Below are 14,561 nucleotides of genomic sequence, written 5' to 3'. Positions count from 1 at the left end.
CGCCCTGTTTTCATGAGCCGCCTGGCCCATTCAAATGTCAAAGGGCGTTGCTTCTGAAGAAAGGAGGGGGCTTCGACAGGCTCAGCCCGAACGGGGTTCAAGCTACAGATTCCAGCTCTTCGACCACGAGCTGGTCGTTGGTGTAGACGCAGATGTCCGCCGCCACCTTCATCGCCTTGCGGGCCAGGGTTTCGGCATCTTCCTCATATTCCACCAGCGCCCGCGCCGCGGCGAGGGCGAAATTGCCGCCCGAACCGATGGCCGCGACGCCGCCAACCGGTTCCAGCACGTCGCCATTGCCGGTCAGGATCAGCGTCACTTCCCTGTCCGCGACGATCATCATCGCTTCCAGGTTGCGAAGATATTTGTCGGTCCGCCAGTCCTTGGCGAGTTCCACGGCGGCGCGCATCAACTGGCCGTTATGGCGCTCCAGCTTGGCCTCCAGCCGTTCGAACAGGGTGAAGGCGTCCGCCGTGGCGCCGGCGAAGCCGCCGATGACCGATCCGTCGTGGAGACGGCGGACCTTGCGGGCGTTGGGCTTCATCACCGTCTGGCCCATGGAGACCTGGCCGTCGCCGGCCACGATCACCTTCCCGTTCTTGCGTACCGACATGATGGTCGTGCCATGCCAGACCGGCATGGAATGGGAGCGTTGGTCGTTCATGGCCGGCATATGGGAGCGATGGTGACGGCGCGCAAGCATCCGCTGCATAAGCGCCGGATCGTGTCATTTTCTGGACAGATTTATTTCAATTCGTTCAGGAACCAATCTGGCGCAATTGACATTGTGCAACGCAGCAACAATCATTCGGGCATGTTGCAGAGAGGCAGGATCATGACCCTCAAGGCCAGAGCGCAGGAAAAGGTCGAACGTGCGGGAATATCGAACTATTCCTTCGATCAGGACGTACTGGTGATGTGCGGCGTGCGCTATACGATCGCCGCCTGCGATTGTGGCGAGCCGGAATGCGACGGCGTCCGCCTGGAGAAGGATGCGGCCGTTGCGGGCCGCATCCTCCAGTAACCGGCGATCCCGCCGGATCAGTTGATGGCTTTTTCCCCGGCGCGGCCGACGGATTCGATGTCCCGGCCCGCACCCTTCACGGTGTTGCAGGCGGCCAAAGAGGTGAGAAGCAGCCCAGCAATGACCAGGGCGACGGTTTGACGCATGAATATGCACTCCTTCTGAAAGCGTATCGACTATAACGCGGATGAAGCGGATAAGTCCATTTTCGGAAAATAGCTTGTTCGATATGCTTGACAGGCGGCGCGGTGGATGCCAATGGCCGCCTCCTCCTTACAGGGGGCGCGTAGCTCAGCGGTAGAGCACACCCTTCACACGGGTGGGGTCACAGGTTCAATCCCTGTCGCGCCCACCATGATCCGGGCGATCATGGCGGAGAAATATTATTTCCCAACATTGATCTTTTCATCTGCTTGGCGCTAATTCTCTGCGCCATGTGATGCGGAGGTTTCGCCGCGAGGCAAGGGATGAAAATGTCGCCATATCTGAAAAGCGGCGCGGCTGTCGGCGCGCTGTTGCTTTCCGTGATGTCCGCCCAGGCGCAGGAAAAGCTGACCCTGGAGCGGGTGTTCGCCAGTCCGGACCTCTCCGGCCCGCAACCAAGGGCATTGAAGCTGTCGCCCGACGGCAAGCTGGTGACGCTGCTGAAGCCACGGACGGACGAGAAGGAACGGCTCGACCTTTGGGCGGTGGATACGTCCACGGGCGCGGAGCGGATGCTGGTCGATTCGAAGAAGACAGGCAGCGGCGCGGCGCTTTCCGAGGCGGAGAAGATGCAGCGGGAGCGGGATCGTTCCGTCGCGGGCAGCACCGGCATCGTCAGCTATGACTGGGCGCCGGACGGCAAGTCCATCCTCGTGCCGGTCGACGGCGATCTTTATCTGGCCGCGCTGGACGGGAAGGTCACGCGTCTCACCGACACGCCCGATGGCGAGTTGAACGGCGTGGTCAGCCCCAGGGGCGGCTATGTGTCCTTCGTGCGCGGCGGCAATTTCTTCGTTCAGCCGATGGGCGGCGCGGAGAAGCAGTTGACCCAGGGCGCCAGCGACACGGTGAGCTGGGGCGTGGCGGAGTTCGTCGCGCAGGAGGAAATGGACCGGCGCACCGGCTATTGGTGGTCGCCCGACGACAGGCTGATCGCGGTTGCGCGCGTGGACGAAAGCCCGGTCGGCATCGTCACGCGCACGGCCATCGGGGGCGAGGGCACCAAGGTCTATGAGCAGCGCTATCCGGCGGCCGGAACGCCCAATGCGCTGATCGAGCTGTATGTGATGAAGCCGGAGGGCGGGGAGCCCGTCAAGGTCGATCTCGGCACGGAGAAGGATGTTTATCTCGCCCGCGTCGACTGGTCCAAGGATGGCAGAACACTTTACGTCCAGCGCGAGAGCCGGGACCAGAAGACGCTCGACCTGCTGGCCGTCGATCCGGCGACCGGCAAGGCGCGGGTGATCCTGACCGAAAGGGCGAAGAGCTGGATCAACCTCAGCAACAATTTCACGCCGCTCAAGGATGGCAGCTTCCTCTGGTGGTCGGAAAAGACCGGCCATGGACATCTCTACCATGTGCGGGGCGGCCGGCGGACGCCGCTCACCAGCGGTGAATGGGAAGTGCGCGATGTGGTGAGCGTGGATGAGGGCAAGGGCCTTGTCTATTTCACCGGCAACAGGGAAACGCCGCTGGAGCAGCAGCTTTATGCCGCGCCGATCGCCAAGGCGGGGCCGCTGCGGCAGCTGACCTCGGCGGGCTGGTGGAACGACGCCGTGATGGACGGCGCGGCGAGCCGCATCGTGGTCGCGCGCAGCAATAGCGACCAGCCCAGGCAGGTCTATCTGGCCGATAGCGGGGGCAAGCAGTTGAACTGGCTGTCGGAGAATGCGGTTCGGGGCAGCCACCCCTATGCGCCCTATTGGGCCAGCCATGTGAAGACCCGGTTCGGCACGATCAAGGCGGCGGACGGCTCGACGCTCTACACCCGGATCATGACGCCGCCGCTGGAGGCAGGGAAGCGCTATCCGGTCTTCATGCTCCATTATGGCGGGCCCGGCGCCGGACGGCAGGTCACCAATTCATGGGGATCGCCCATCTACCAATATCTGGTGGACAGGGGCTGGATCGTCTTTGCCGTCGACAATCGGGGCACGCCCGATCGCGGCAAGGCGTTCGAGGACCAGATCTACCACGCCATGGGTACGGTCGAGGTGGAGGATCAGCTTGCGGGCGTGAACTGGCTCAAGACCCAGCCCTATGTCGATCCCAAGCGGATCGCGACCTATGGTTGGTCCTATGGCGGCTATATGTCGCTCAAGCTGCTGGAGAAGGCGCCGGGGGTGTTCTCTGCGGCGGTGGCGGGCGCGCCGGTCACGAAATGGGAACTATACGACACCCATTATACCGAGCGCTATCTGGGCCAGCCGCAGGAGAAGCCCAGCGCCTATCCCGGTTCCGGCGCGGTGGATGAGGCGGTGAAGATCAGGGACCCGCTGCTACTGATCCACGGCATGTCGGACGACAATGTGGTGTTCGACAATTCGACGGCGCTGGTGGCGAAGATGCAGGGCGCCGCCGTGCCGTTCGAGATGATGGTCTATCCGGGACAGACCCATCGCGTCGGAGGGCCGGGGATCAGCGTGCATCTGTGGCGGACCATCGAGGATTTCCTGGCGCGGCATGGGACGGGGCCTCAATCTCGATAATTCTGAACCCTGTCCTTCGTTCGCTCCAAGCCTGTCGAAGGGCTTTCTCTGAGAAGAAAGTGAAGGGCTTCGACAGGCTCAGCCCGAACGGAGGGAGGGCGTAAGGGAAGGGGGCAGGGCAAGGTCCGCCATGCAAGCCAAGCTTTGACGCAATAAACGGCTTGTCACTGGACAAACGGCGCAATGCCGCTATGGCGCCCACTCCGCAATTTTGCATGGAGTGGAGTGTTAAGTCATGGGCTACAAGGTCGTCGTCGTTGGTGCCACCGGTAATGTGGGCCGCGAGATGCTGACCATTCTCGCCGAGCGCGAGTTCCCTATTGACGAGATCGCGGCGGTCGCCTCGCCCCGGTCGCAGGGCACCGAAATCGATTTCGGTGACACCGGCAAGACGCTCAAATGCAAGAATATCGAGCATTTCGACTTCACCGGCTGGGACATCGCCCTGTTTGCCGCAGGCTCCGGCCCGACGGCGGAATATGCGCCCAAGGCGGCGGCGGCGGGCTGCGTCGTGATCGACAATTCGTCGCTCTACCGCATGGACCCGGACGTGCCGCTGATCGTGCCGGAAGTGAATCCGGATGCGATTGACGGATACAAGAAGAAGAACATCATCGCGAACCCCAACTGCTCGACCGCGCAGATGGTCGTGGCGCTCAAGCCCTTGCACGATGCCGCGACGATCAAGCGCGTCGTCGTCGCCACCTACCAGTCGGTTTCCGGCGCGGGCAAGGCGGGCATGGACGAGCTGTTCGAGCAGTCGCGCAACATCTTCGTCGGCGATCCGGCCGAACCGAAGAAGTTCACCAAGCAGATCGCCTTCAACGTGATCCCGCATATCGACGTCTTCCTGGACGACGGCTCGACCAAGGAAGAGTGGAAGATGGTCGCGGAAACCAAGAAGATTCTCGATCCCAAGGTGAAGGTCACGGCGACCTGCGTGCGCGTGCCGGTGTTCGTCGGGCATTCCGAGGCGATCAATCTCGAGTTCGAGAATGAGATTTCGGCGGAGCAGGCCCAGAATATCCTGCGTGAAGCGCCCGGCGTGATGCTGGTCGACAAGCGCGAGGACGGCGGTTACGTCACCCCCGTCGAGTGCGTGGGCGACTATGCCACCTTCATCAGCCGCGTGCGTGAGGATTCGACCATCGACAATGGCCTGAACCTCTGGTGCGTCAGCGACAATCTGCGCAAGGGCGCGGCTCTGAACGCGGTGCAGATCGCGGAACTGCTGGGCCGCCGTCACCTGAAGAAGGGCTGAGGCCCTTCCCATGATCTCCGGCGCTGCTGTCTGGAAAGCCGTTCCAGCCGCGCAGCGCCGGATGATCGTTCTGCTGGTCGCGGCCATTGTCGCCGCGAATGTCGATCAGCCCTATCCCGAACTGGCGCCGCTCCAGCATGGGCCGACGGCGCTGCTCATCCTTGTCTCGCCCTGGCTGTTGCGCCGATGGCCGCTGTCTAACGGATCGGTGGCGTGCGTCCTGCTGTTCCTGCTGCTGCATACGCTGGGCGGGCGGTACATCTATTCCTATGTACCTTATGACATCTGGGCGCGGGCGATCAGCGGCCATGATATTTCCGGCACTTTCGGCTTGGCGCGCAACGGCTATGACCGGCTGGTGCATTTCGCCTTCGGCGCCCTCCTGACCGCGCCCTTCGCGGAAGCGGCGCGGCGTCATGGCGTCATGCGGACGGGCTGGAGCCTTGTTTTCGCCTTTGTCTCCGTTGGGTTCGTGGGCGCTGTCTACGAGATTTTCGAATGGCTGCTGAGCGTGGTGGCCGCCGGCCAGACGGCGGACTGGTATAATGGCCAGCAGGGCGACATGTGGGACCCGCAAAAGGACATGGCGGCCGCGCAGATCGGAAGCGTCCTCGCACTTGTCTGGCTTCTCTCTACTCGACAAGGAGAGGGCAAGGCCATATCGCCGCACGCGCATTCATCCAAGGAGTAGCTCGCTCATGTCCGGCCCCACGTCCGACCTGCCCATCGAGAAGCTGGAGATCAAGGGGTTGGGCGGGCTTCCCCTTGCCGTGCATGTGGTGGGGGAGGGCCGCGATCTGGTTCTGATCCATGGCTATTTCTCCAATGCATACACCAACTGGATACGTTACGGCCATGCCGCGAAGCTGGTGGAGGCGGGATTCCGCCTCATCCTGCCCGACCTTCGGGGGCATGGCGAAAGCGGCAAGCCCCATGATGCCGCCGCTTATCCGCCCGACGCGCTGACCGAGGACGGGCTTGCGCTGGTCGAGCAGCTTGGGCTGACCGAGTATGATCTGGGCGGCTATTCGCTGGGGGCGCGGACGACGGTGCGGATGCTGGCGCGGGGCGCGACGCCGCGCAGGGTGATCCTGGCCGGCATGGGGCTGCGCGGTCTGGTCCAGACGCTCGACAATGGCGGCTATTATCGCAATGTCCTCACCAACCTCGGCACGTTCGAGCGGGGGACGTCGGAATGGATGACGGAAGCCTTTCTGAAGACCACCAAGGGCGATCCGGTCGCGATGCTGCACATCCTCAACACCTTCGTCGATACGCCCAGGGAGGTCATCGCCGGGTTCCAGCAGCCCATAGAGGTGATTTGCGGAGCCGATGACCGGGACAATGGCGTCGCGCAGGAACTGGCGGAACTGCTGCCCCACGGCCGCTATGTCGAAGTTCCGGGGAACCACATGAATGCGGTGACGCGGAAGGAGCTGGGGCAGGCGATGGTGGATTTCCTGACGGATTGAGCCATGCGCATGCTCCTGCCCATGCAGGAGCATGGCAAGCTTCAGCGGAACGGCGGCTCGTTGAAGGCGCGCAGTTTGCGGCTGTGGAGCTTCGGCCCCTCCTGCCGCAGCAGTTCGCAGGTCATAAGACCCACGCGCAGGTGCCCCGCAATGGCTTCCTCATAGAAGCGATTGGCCTGTCCCGGCAATTTCAGTTCGCCATGGATCGGCTTGTCCGAAACGCAGAGCAGCGTTCCATAGGGCACGCGGAAGCGATAGCCCTGCGCCGCGATAGTGGCCGACTCCATGTCGATGCCGACGGCGCGCGACAGGCTGAACCGCAGCGCCGAACTGGAATAGCGCAGTTCCCAGTTGCGGTCGTCGGTCGTCACGACCGTGCCCGTGCGCAGGCGGCGCTTGAAATCCTCCCGATCGTCGCCGCCCAGCACGGCCTCCGCCGCCTTCGCCAGCGCCACCTGTACTTCCGCGATGGCGGGAACCGGGATTTCGGGCGGCAGCATTTCATCCAGAACATGATCGTCGCGCAGATAGGCGTGGGCCAGCACATAGTCGCCTATCCGCTGGCTCGGGCGCAGGCCGCCGCAATGGCCGATCATCAGCCAGGCTTCCGGCCGCACGACGGCCAGATGATCGCAGATCGTCTTGGCGTTGGAGGGCCCGACCCCGATGTTGACCAGCGTGATGCCACTGCGGTCCGGAGCGATCAGGTGATAGGCGGGCATCTGATGCTTGCGCCAGGCGCTGTCCGCGATCATCTGCGCCGGGTCGGCGGTTTCCGGCGTTACATAGACCCCACCGGCCCCTGACAGCGCGGTGTAGCGACTGCCCTCCCGCTGCAATTCGGCGCAGGCCCATGCCACGAACTCGTCGACATAGCGGTGATAATTGGTGAACAGGATGTAGCGCTGCACATGCTCTGCCGGGGTGCCGGTATAATGCTTCAGGCGGGCCAGTGAAAAATCGGTGCGAAGCCCGTCGAACAGCGCGAGCGGCCTTTCGCCCTCCGCATCCTGCATGAACAGGCCGTCCGCGATCTCGTCCCCGATTTCCGCCAGTTCGGTGGCCGGGAAGTGGCGGGCCAGTTCGGTCGGCGGGGTGCCATCGAGCGCGCTCATGTCCAGCCCGTCCAGAACATAGGGGAAGGGAATGGGCTGGTCGCTGATGCCGGTTTCCACCATCACGCCATAGTCGCGGACGAGAAGGTCGACCTGTTCGGCCAGATAGTCACCGAACATGGCGGGGCGGGTGACGGTGGTCACATAGCGTCCGGGCTTGGACAGCCGGGCGAAGGAGCGGCCGGGGGGCGGCGCGTCCGACTCGCCATGATGGGTGATCCGCAATTCCGGATAGCAGAAACGCCGGTCCGTCCTGGCTTCCGGTGGCGGTACGCTGCCGTCGCGAGCGTAGGCGCGCATCGCCTCGCGAAGATTTTCGATGGAGTTCCGATAGATGTCGTCGAGTTCAGCGACGATCGCACTTCCGATGCTTCTTGTCATCGAGCCTTGGTAACGCACTTATATGACCGAAGGAAGATGCGCGCCCGGATAGCGGGCGCACATCCCCCGGAAATCAGATCTGGTCGAGCAGATATTCGGCTGACGACACCTTGAAATCACCCGGCGCTTCGACATTCAGCTCCGTAACGACGCCGTCCTTGACGATCATGGAGAAGCGCTGCCCGCGCGTGCCCATGCCGAACTTGCTGCCGTCCATGGTAAGGCCGACGGCCTGCGCGAAGTCGCCATTGCCGTCGGCCAGCATCGTCACCTTGCCGTCGGCGCTGGCGGACTTGCCCCAGGCGCCCATGACGAAGGCGTCGTTGACCGCGGTGCAGGCGATTTCATCCACGCCCTTGCCCTTCAGTTCCTCCGCCTTATCGACGAAGCCGGGCAGATGGCGCGCGGAGCAGGTGGGGGTGAAGGCCCCCGGCACGGAGAAGAGCGCGACGGTGCGGCCCGCGAAGAAATCGTCCGAAGCAACCTGCTCGGGACCGTTTTCGGTCATCTTGACGAAAGTGGTGCTGGGGATGCGTTCGCCCTTCGAAATGGTCATCGTCTGCCTCCTGGCCTTGTTGGGGTTCGCGGCACGTTGGCCCTGCCGCCCTGTCTGTCAAGGGGGAGCCATGGAATATGGCGCGCTGCCCCGCCCAAGCGACGGCCCGCCATTGGCAAAGGCGACAAGGGGCGTATAGTCGCGCCATGACCACAGCACGCTCCTATGCCGGACAGTTCCTGCTTGCCCTGCCGGGAATGGAGGACATGCGGTTCGATCATTCCGTCATCGCCATGTGCGTGCATGACGAGAATGGATCGTTGGGGATCGCGGTCAGCGATGAGATCGACGGGGTCAGCCTGCACGACCTGCTGGAGAGCTTCGACATCGAACCCGGCGACGTTCCGGATTCTCCCGTGCTGCGCGGCGGGCCGGTCGAACCCCGGCGCGGCTTCGTCCTGCATTCCCTGGACTGGAGCGGTCATGACATGGTCGCCGTGGGCGAAGGATGGGGCCTGTCCGGCTCGCTGGAGATACTGAAGGCGATTGCGGAAGGGAAGGGGCCGAGTCGCTATCTGGTCGCGCTTGGCTATGCCGGGTGGGGCGCGGGGCAACTGGATGAGGAAATGAACGGGGAAAGCTGGTTTCCGACCGACTGCACCCCTGAGCTTCTGTTCGACGTGCCGGCGGCGCGGAAATGGTCGGCCGCCTATGCCGCGGCCGGAGTCGATGCCTCCCATCTGGTCAGCGGCGCGGGATCGGCCTGACCGGCCTTTCGGAACGTCACCGTAAGCATGGCTGCATTGGGGGCTTGTTGCCTTGGCGTAACTGAACCCTTTACGGTAAAATCCGGCTAACCTTCGCCGTTGAGAGTCCGGCAACCGGATGAGCGCACCCTGATCCTCGGGCAATTGGACGGGGGTTCAACTCATGAGGATATTGATCGCAGCGGCGCTTGCCGCGACGATGCCGCTTGCGCCGGCCACGGCGGCGACCTGCTGGAAGCAGACCGCCGTGGAAGCAGCGCAAATCCGGGATTTCGAGATGATGCTGATGGTATCTGCGCTGCGGTGCCGGGCGACGGGACATGACTTCCTTGCCAGCTATAACCGCTTCATCCGGGAAAAGCGCGAGACGCTGACGCAGGTGAATGACGAGCTGCGCGAGCATTTCCGCTCGGCCGCCGGGGCGGTTGGCGCGCTGGGGGCTTATGACAATTACGTCACGGGCCTCGCCAATGTCTATGGCGCGGGCGCGGACGGGCTGGACTGCCGCGACCTCCAGTCGATCACGGACGCCGCCAACGCCCTGCCGCCCAGCCGGTCGGCCTTGTTGGAACTGGCCGATGCGGCGGCGATCAGCCCGCATCTGTCCGGCGCGCGGTGCGACATCGTCACGGCGGTGGCGGAGAAGGTGCGGAAAACGGACGGGACCTCATCCGGCGCGCCGGTGAAGGTCGCGGTGCGCGGTCCTGCCGAATAAGACATAAAGAAAACTTTATATTGAGTTGCCTTGGATGGCGGCGATTGGTAAAGCCCAGCCCATCGTCGCCGTTCGTTCAATCGGGCGGCGGCCTCAATCTTAACGATATGGAGACAGGCTCGTGGCCACCGCACCCGCCACCCAGGCGCAGGATTATGTGATCCGCGACATCGGCCTTGCCGCTTTCGGCCGCAAGGAAATCGAAATCGCGGAAACCGAAATGCCGGGCCTGATGGCCCTGCGCGCCGAATTCGGCGCCGCCAAGCCGCTGAAGGGCGCGCGCATCACCGGGTCGCTGCACATGACGATCCAGACCGCCGTGCTGATCGAGACGCTGGCGGAACTGGGCGCCGAAATCCGCTGGGCGTCGTGCAACATCTTCTCGACCCAGGATCATGCCGCCGCCGCCATCGCCGCGCGGGGCATCCCGGTGTTCGCCGTCAAGGGCGAGACGCTGGAGGAATATTGGGACTATGTCATCCGCATCTTCGACTGGGGCGATACGGTCTGCAACATGATCCTGGACGATGGCGGCGACGCCACCATGTTCGCGCTGTGGGGCGCCCGCGTCGAGGCCGGGGAAGAACTGTTCACCCCCGGCAACGAGGAAGAGGAAATCTTCGTCGCGACGCTGAAGCGCTTCCTGGCCGAGCGTCCGGGCTATCTGACCGAGACGGTCAAGGCCATCAAGGGCGTGTCGGAAGAGACCACGACCGGCGTCCACCGCCTTTATGAACTGGCGAAGAAGGGCAAGCTGCCCTTCCCGGCGATCAACGTCAACGACAGCGTCACCAAGTCGAAGTTCGACAATCTCTATGGCTGCAAGGAATCGTTGGTCGACGCCATCCGTCGCGCCACCGACGTCATGCTGGCCGGCAAGGTCGCCGTGGTCGCCGGCTTCGGTGACGTGGGCAAGGGTTCGGCCGCTTCGCTCCGCAATGGCGGTGCGCGCGTGCTGGTGACGGAGATCGATCCGATCTGCGCGTTGCAGGCGGCAATGGAGGGCTATGAAGTCGTCACCATGGAAGAGGCGGCCACCCGCGCCGACATCTTCGTCACCGCGACCGGCAATGAGGACGTCATCACCGTCGACCATATGCGCGCCATGAAGAACATGGCGATCGTGTGCAATATCGGCCATTTCGACAGCGAGATCCAGATCGCGGGCCTCAACAACATGAAGTGGACCGAGATCAAGCCGCAGGTCGACGAGGTCGAGTTCCCCGACGGCAAGAAGATCATCGTGCTGGCGAAGGGCCGGCTGGTGAACCTGGGCTGCGCCACCGGCCATCCGAGCTTTGTCATGTCATCGTCCTTCACCAACCAGGTGCTGGCGCAGATCGAGCTTTGGACCAAGTCGGATGAGTATAAGAACGACGTCTATGTGCTGCCCAAGCATCTGGACGAGAAGGTGGCGGCGCTCCACCTGGAGAAGCTGGGCGTGAAGCTGTCGAAGCTGACGCCCAAGCAGGCCGCCTATATCGGTGTGACCCAGGAAGGGCCATTCAAGCCGGATCATTACCGCTACTGAGCGGGATGGGAAGGGGAGGCATCGAGCCTCCCCTTTTTTTTGGGCTTGGGCGGTACGTGCTTTTGTGCCGGGTCAGGTTGCCGTGAGCCGGTCGTGCAGTTCCATTCCTTCTTGCAGAGAGCCAGGCACTCAGCCCTGTTGCTGTCGGGTCTGGACCGGATCACCCAATATCCGTCTCTTTGGGCTTGCCGTGGAGCGCTTCTCTTCGAGAAAGAAGCGGGGCTTCGACAGGCGCAAGCTGAACGGGTGGGAGAGCGACTCCGTCCTTCCGGGTAGAAGGAGGGCGCCGCTCACCCCGCGGTGCATGGCCTGCGGTCGAATATCGGGCCGGCCGCGCGGTTATGCAGGCCCGCTGGCGAGGGCTGCCCTGACCGCTTCGATCGCCGCCTGCGCTTTGTCGCCTTCCGGACCGCCGCCCTGGGCCATGTCGGGACGGCCTCCGCCGCCCTTGCCGCCCAAGGCTTCGACGCCTGCGCGGACCAGATCCACGGCGCTGATCGTGTTCACAAGGTCGTCGGTGACGCCGACGGCAATGCTGGCGCGGCCATCGACCACCGCCAGGACGGCGGAGACGCCGCTGCCGAGCGTTGCCTTGTTCTGATCGACCAATCCGCGCAGTTCCTTGGGATCGAGCCCCTCGATCACCTGACCGATGAAGTTGACCGAGCCCACCTTCTCCGGACCCGCCGCCTGTGCGGAACCCCCGCCGCCCAGCGCCAGCGCCTTCTTCGCTTCGGCGAGCTCGCGTTCCAGCTTGCGGCTCTGTTCGACCAGCGCGGCGATGCGGGCAGGGACTTCCTCCGGCGTCGTCTTGAGTGCGGCGGCGGACTGGCGCAGCCGGTCTTCGCGGTCGGAGAGCCAGAGGCGCGCAGCTTCGCCGGTCAGCGCTTCGATGCGGCGGACGCCAGACGAAACGGCGCTTTCCGAGATGATCTTGAAGATCGCGATGTCGCCGGTTGCGCGGACATGGGTGCCGCCGCACAATTCGACCGAATAGCTGTTCGCATCGCCCTTGCCCATGGAGAGGACGCGGACCTCGTCCCCATATTTCTCACCGAACAGGGCCATGGCGCCGGCGGCGATGGCGTCGTCCGGCGTCATCAGGCGCGTCGTCACCGCTTCATTGTGGCGGATCTGTTCGTTCACATCGGCTTCGATGGCGGCGATCTGGCTGTGGGTCAGCGCCTCGGGATGGGAGAAGTCGAAGCGCAGACGATCGGGTGCGACGAGGCTGCCCTTCTGCGTGACGTGGGCGCCGAGCTGGTTACGGAGCGCGGCATGAAGCAAATGGGTGGCGCTGTGATTGGCGCGGATGCGGTCGCGGCGGCCGACGTCGACGCTGAGGTGAACCGTGTCGCCCAGCTTGACGCTGCCCGCGCCGACCTTCGCCCGGTGCGCATGGAGGCGGCCCAGCGGCTTCGCGGTGTCCTCGACATCCGCGACCAGGCCGGACTGCGCGCTGATCGTGCCCGCATCGCCCATCTGGCCGCCGCTTTCGCCGTAGAACGGCGTCTGGTTGGTGATGATCGTGACCGTCTCGCCAGCGCTCGCGCTGTCGAAGTTCACACCGTCCTTGACGATCGCCAGCACCTCGCCCTCGCCCTCGGTCGAGCTATAGCCGATGAACTCGGTATTGCCGGCCTTTTCGGCAATGTCGAACCAGATTTCGTCCGAGGCCTTTTCGCCTGAGCCCTTCCACGCGGCGCGGGCGGCGGCCTTCTGTTCGGCCATCGCCTTGTCGAAGCCTTCGCGGTCGACGCTGAGGCCGCGCGAGCGAAGCGCGTCTTCGGTCAGGTCATAGGGGAAGCCATAGGTGTCGTAGAGCTTGAACGCGGTCTCCCCAGGCAGCGTGCCGCCTTCCGACAAGTCGCCGGTCGCTTCGTCGAGCAGCTTCAGTCCCTTTTCCAGCGTCTGGCGGAACCGGGTTTCCTCGCGCAGGAGGGTTTCCTCGATCAGCGGCTGGGCGCGGACCAGTTCCTGATAGGCGCCGCCCATTTCGGAGACGAGGCTGCCGACCAGACGGTGCATCAACGGCTCCTTGGCGCCGATGATATGGGCGTGGCGCATGGCGCGGCGCATGATGCGGCGCAGCACATAGCCGCGGCCTTCATTGGCGGGCAGCACGCCGTCCGCGATCAGGAAGCTGGTGGAGCGGAGATGATCCGCGATGACGCGGTGGCTGGCCTTATACTCGCCATCGGTGGCGGTTTTCGTCAGTGCGCCCGATTCCTCTATCAGCGCCTTGAAGGTATCGGTGTCGTAATTGTCGTGGACGCCTTGCAGGACCGCCGCGATGCGTTCCAGACCCATGCCGGTGTCGATGCTGGGCTTGGGAAGTTCGGAGACGATCTCGTTCGCTTCCTGCTCATATTGCATGAAGACGAGGTTCCAGATCTCGACGAAACGGTCGCCATCTTCCTCCGGGCTTCCGGGAGGACCGCCCCAGATATGGTCGCCATGGTCGTAGAAGATTTCCGAGCAGGGGCCGCAGGGGCCGCTGTCGCCCATGGCCCAGAAATTATCCTTGGTGGGGATGCGGATGATCCGCTCCTCCGGCAGGCCGGCGATCTTCTTCCACAGGTCGAAGGCTTCGTCGTCGGTGTGATAGACCGTCGCCGTCAGCTTTTCGGGCGAAAGGCCCCATTCCTTCGTCAGCAGGGTCCAGGCATGGGTAATCGCCTGTTCCTTGAAATAATCACCGAAGCTGAAATTGCCCAGCATTTCGAAGAAGGTATGGTGGCGCGCGGTATAGCCGACATTGTCGAGGTCGTTATGCTTGCCGCCGGCGCGGACCGACTTCTGGCTGCTCGTCGCCTTGGTGTAGGGGCGGGATTCAAGGCCGGTGAAGACATTCTTGAACGGCACCATGCCCGCATTGACGAACATCAGCGTCGGGTCGTTGTGCGGCACGAGAGGCGCGGACGGAACGATGGTGTGGCCGTTGGCCCCGAAATAGTCGAGGAAGGAGCGGCGAATGTCGTTGGTCGATGTCATGCGGGCGATTTAGTGGGAAGCGCTCCAACGCACAAGCGGGGCTTTTCGTCGTTCATGGGAATATCGGCCGATGGGGTTGCCCGCTGAGACAGGCGGGCCGGAAAAGCGGACG

13 protein-coding genes and 1 tRNA gene are annotated in these 14,561 nt (G+C 63.6%); 9 read left to right on the top strand and 5 right to left on the bottom strand.

Annotated features, from left to right (window positions below; all coding sequences use genetic code 11):
- Nucleotides 1-97: 97 nt before the first annotated feature.
- A complete protein-coding gene (gene hslV / locus EGM87_RS06025) occupies nucleotides 98-664 on the bottom strand; it encodes an ATP-dependent protease subunit HslV (RefSeq protein WP_025550868.1) in 567 nt (188 codons plus the stop codon).
- A 171-nt stretch (nucleotides 665-835) separates the two neighbouring features.
- Between hslV and EGM87_RS06020 the strand changes: the two genes are divergently transcribed.
- Entirely contained in the window at nucleotides 836-1,024 is a 189-nt protein-coding gene (locus EGM87_RS06020) for a hypothetical protein (protein ID WP_025550870.1), read from the top strand.
- Between the two features lie 17 nt (nucleotides 1,025-1,041).
- On the opposite strand, the gene EGM87_RS06015 is transcribed toward EGM87_RS06020, so the two are convergent.
- Nucleotides 1,042-1,170 (bottom strand): entericidin A/B family lipoprotein, encoded by a 129-nt coding sequence (locus tag EGM87_RS06015; protein WP_007685859.1) that lies wholly within the window; start codon nucleotides 1,168-1,170, stop codon nucleotides 1,042-1,044.
- Between the two features lie 134 nt (nucleotides 1,171-1,304).
- Here EGM87_RS06015 and EGM87_RS06010 point away from each other — a divergent pair.
- From EGM87_RS06010 to EGM87_RS05990, 5 genes are all read left to right on the top strand, one after another.
- Nucleotides 1,305-1,379: transfer RNA gene (locus tag EGM87_RS06010), tRNA-Val, on the top strand.
- A 118-nt stretch (nucleotides 1,380-1,497) separates the two neighbouring features.
- The gene (locus EGM87_RS06005; RefSeq protein ID WP_044662344.1) at nucleotides 1,498-3,717 is read left to right on the top strand and encodes a S9 family peptidase; all 2,220 of its coding nucleotides are present in this window, start codon (nucleotides 1,498-1,500) and stop codon (nucleotides 3,715-3,717) included.
- Between the two features lie 235 nt (nucleotides 3,718-3,952).
- Complete coding sequence (locus EGM87_RS06000; protein ID WP_025550873.1) at nucleotides 3,953-4,978, top strand: aspartate-semialdehyde dehydrogenase; 1,026 nt, start codon at nucleotides 3,953-3,955, stop codon at nucleotides 4,976-4,978.
- A gap of 10 nt (nucleotides 4,979-4,988) precedes the next feature.
- Nucleotides 4,989-5,669 (top strand): DUF2238 domain-containing protein, encoded by a 681-nt coding sequence (locus EGM87_RS05995; RefSeq protein ID WP_025550875.1) that lies wholly within the window; start codon nucleotides 4,989-4,991, stop codon nucleotides 5,667-5,669.
- A gap of 7 nt (nucleotides 5,670-5,676) precedes the next feature.
- A complete protein-coding gene (locus EGM87_RS05990) occupies nucleotides 5,677-6,450 on the top strand; it encodes an alpha/beta fold hydrolase (protein WP_044662343.1) in 774 nt (257 codons plus the stop codon).
- A gap of 41 nt (nucleotides 6,451-6,491) precedes the next feature.
- Here the strand turns inward: EGM87_RS05990 and EGM87_RS05985 are convergent, their stop codons facing one another.
- Together EGM87_RS05985 and EGM87_RS05980 are read right to left on the bottom strand one after the other, a co-directional pair.
- Nucleotides 6,492-7,946, bottom strand: a complete 1,455-nt coding sequence (locus EGM87_RS05985; protein ID WP_044662342.1) for an AMP nucleosidase — start codon at nucleotides 7,944-7,946, stop codon at nucleotides 6,492-6,494.
- Nucleotides 7,947-8,019: 73 nt separating this feature from the next.
- Nucleotides 8,020-8,502, bottom strand: coding sequence for a peroxiredoxin (locus tag EGM87_RS05980; RefSeq protein ID WP_025550880.1), 483 nt, complete (start codon nucleotides 8,500-8,502; stop codon nucleotides 8,020-8,022).
- Between the two features lie 146 nt (nucleotides 8,503-8,648).
- Here EGM87_RS05980 and EGM87_RS05975 point away from each other — a divergent pair, with 146 nt between their 5' ends.
- From EGM87_RS05975 to ahcY, 3 genes are all read left to right on the top strand, one after another.
- Nucleotides 8,649-9,209, top strand: coding sequence for a YqgE/AlgH family protein (locus tag EGM87_RS05975; RefSeq protein WP_025550882.1), 561 nt, complete (start codon nucleotides 8,649-8,651; stop codon nucleotides 9,207-9,209).
- A 163-nt stretch (nucleotides 9,210-9,372) separates the two neighbouring features.
- On the top strand, nucleotides 9,373-9,924 hold the full coding sequence (locus EGM87_RS05970) for a hypothetical protein (RefSeq protein ID WP_044662341.1): 552 nt from the start codon (nucleotides 9,373-9,375) through the stop codon (nucleotides 9,922-9,924).
- A 121-nt stretch (nucleotides 9,925-10,045) separates the two neighbouring features.
- Nucleotides 10,046-11,455, top strand: coding sequence for an adenosylhomocysteinase (gene ahcY / locus EGM87_RS05965; protein WP_044662340.1), 1,410 nt, complete (start codon nucleotides 10,046-10,048; stop codon nucleotides 11,453-11,455).
- A 339-nt stretch (nucleotides 11,456-11,794) separates the two neighbouring features.
- On the opposite strand, the gene alaS is transcribed toward ahcY, so the two are convergent.
- Entirely contained in the window at nucleotides 11,795-14,449 is a 2,655-nt protein-coding gene (gene alaS, locus EGM87_RS05960) for an alanine--tRNA ligase (protein WP_044662339.1), read from the bottom strand.
- Nucleotides 14,450-14,561 lie beyond the last annotated feature (112 nt).

Source organism: Sphingobium sp. RSMS (genome assembly GCF_005406185.4).
GTDB lineage: Bacteria > Pseudomonadota > Alphaproteobacteria > Sphingomonadales > Sphingomonadaceae > Sphingobium > Sphingobium fuliginis.
This window is presented reverse-complemented; position numbering and strand designations above follow the sequence as displayed.

Coding starts and splice junctions, on each gene's coding strand:
- EGM87_RS05975 (WP_025550882.1), top strand. CDS start 8,649: ATGACCACAGCACGCTCCTATGCCGGACAGTTCCTGCTTGCCCTGCCG.
- hslV (WP_025550868.1), bottom strand. CDS start 664: ATGAACGACCAACGCTCCCATTCCATGCCGGTCTGGCATGGCACGACC.
- EGM87_RS05970 (WP_044662341.1), top strand. CDS start 9,373: ATGAGGATATTGATCGCAGCGGCGCTTGCCGCGACGATGCCGCTTGCG.
- EGM87_RS05985 (WP_044662342.1), bottom strand. CDS start 7,946: ATGACAAGAAGCATCGGAAGTGCGATCGTCGCTGAACTCGACGACATC.
- EGM87_RS06005 (WP_044662344.1), top strand. CDS start 1,498: ATGTCGCCATATCTGAAAAGCGGCGCGGCTGTCGGCGCGCTGTTGCTT.
- EGM87_RS05995 (WP_025550875.1), top strand. CDS start 4,989: ATGATCTCCGGCGCTGCTGTCTGGAAAGCCGTTCCAGCCGCGCAGCGC.
- EGM87_RS06015 (WP_007685859.1), bottom strand. CDS start 1,170: ATGCGTCAAACCGTCGCCCTGGTCATTGCTGGGCTGCTTCTCACCTCT.
- EGM87_RS06020 (WP_025550870.1), top strand. CDS start 836: ATGACCCTCAAGGCCAGAGCGCAGGAAAAGGTCGAACGTGCGGGAATA.
- alaS (WP_044662339.1), bottom strand. CDS start 14,449: ATGACATCGACCAACGACATTCGCCGCTCCTTCCTCGACTATTTCGGG.
- EGM87_RS05980 (WP_025550880.1), bottom strand. CDS start 8,502: ATGACCATTTCGAAGGGCGAACGCATCCCCAGCACCACTTTCGTCAAG.
- EGM87_RS06000 (WP_025550873.1), top strand. CDS start 3,953: ATGGGCTACAAGGTCGTCGTCGTTGGTGCCACCGGTAATGTGGGCCGC.
- EGM87_RS05990 (WP_044662343.1), top strand. CDS start 5,677: ATGTCCGGCCCCACGTCCGACCTGCCCATCGAGAAGCTGGAGATCAAG.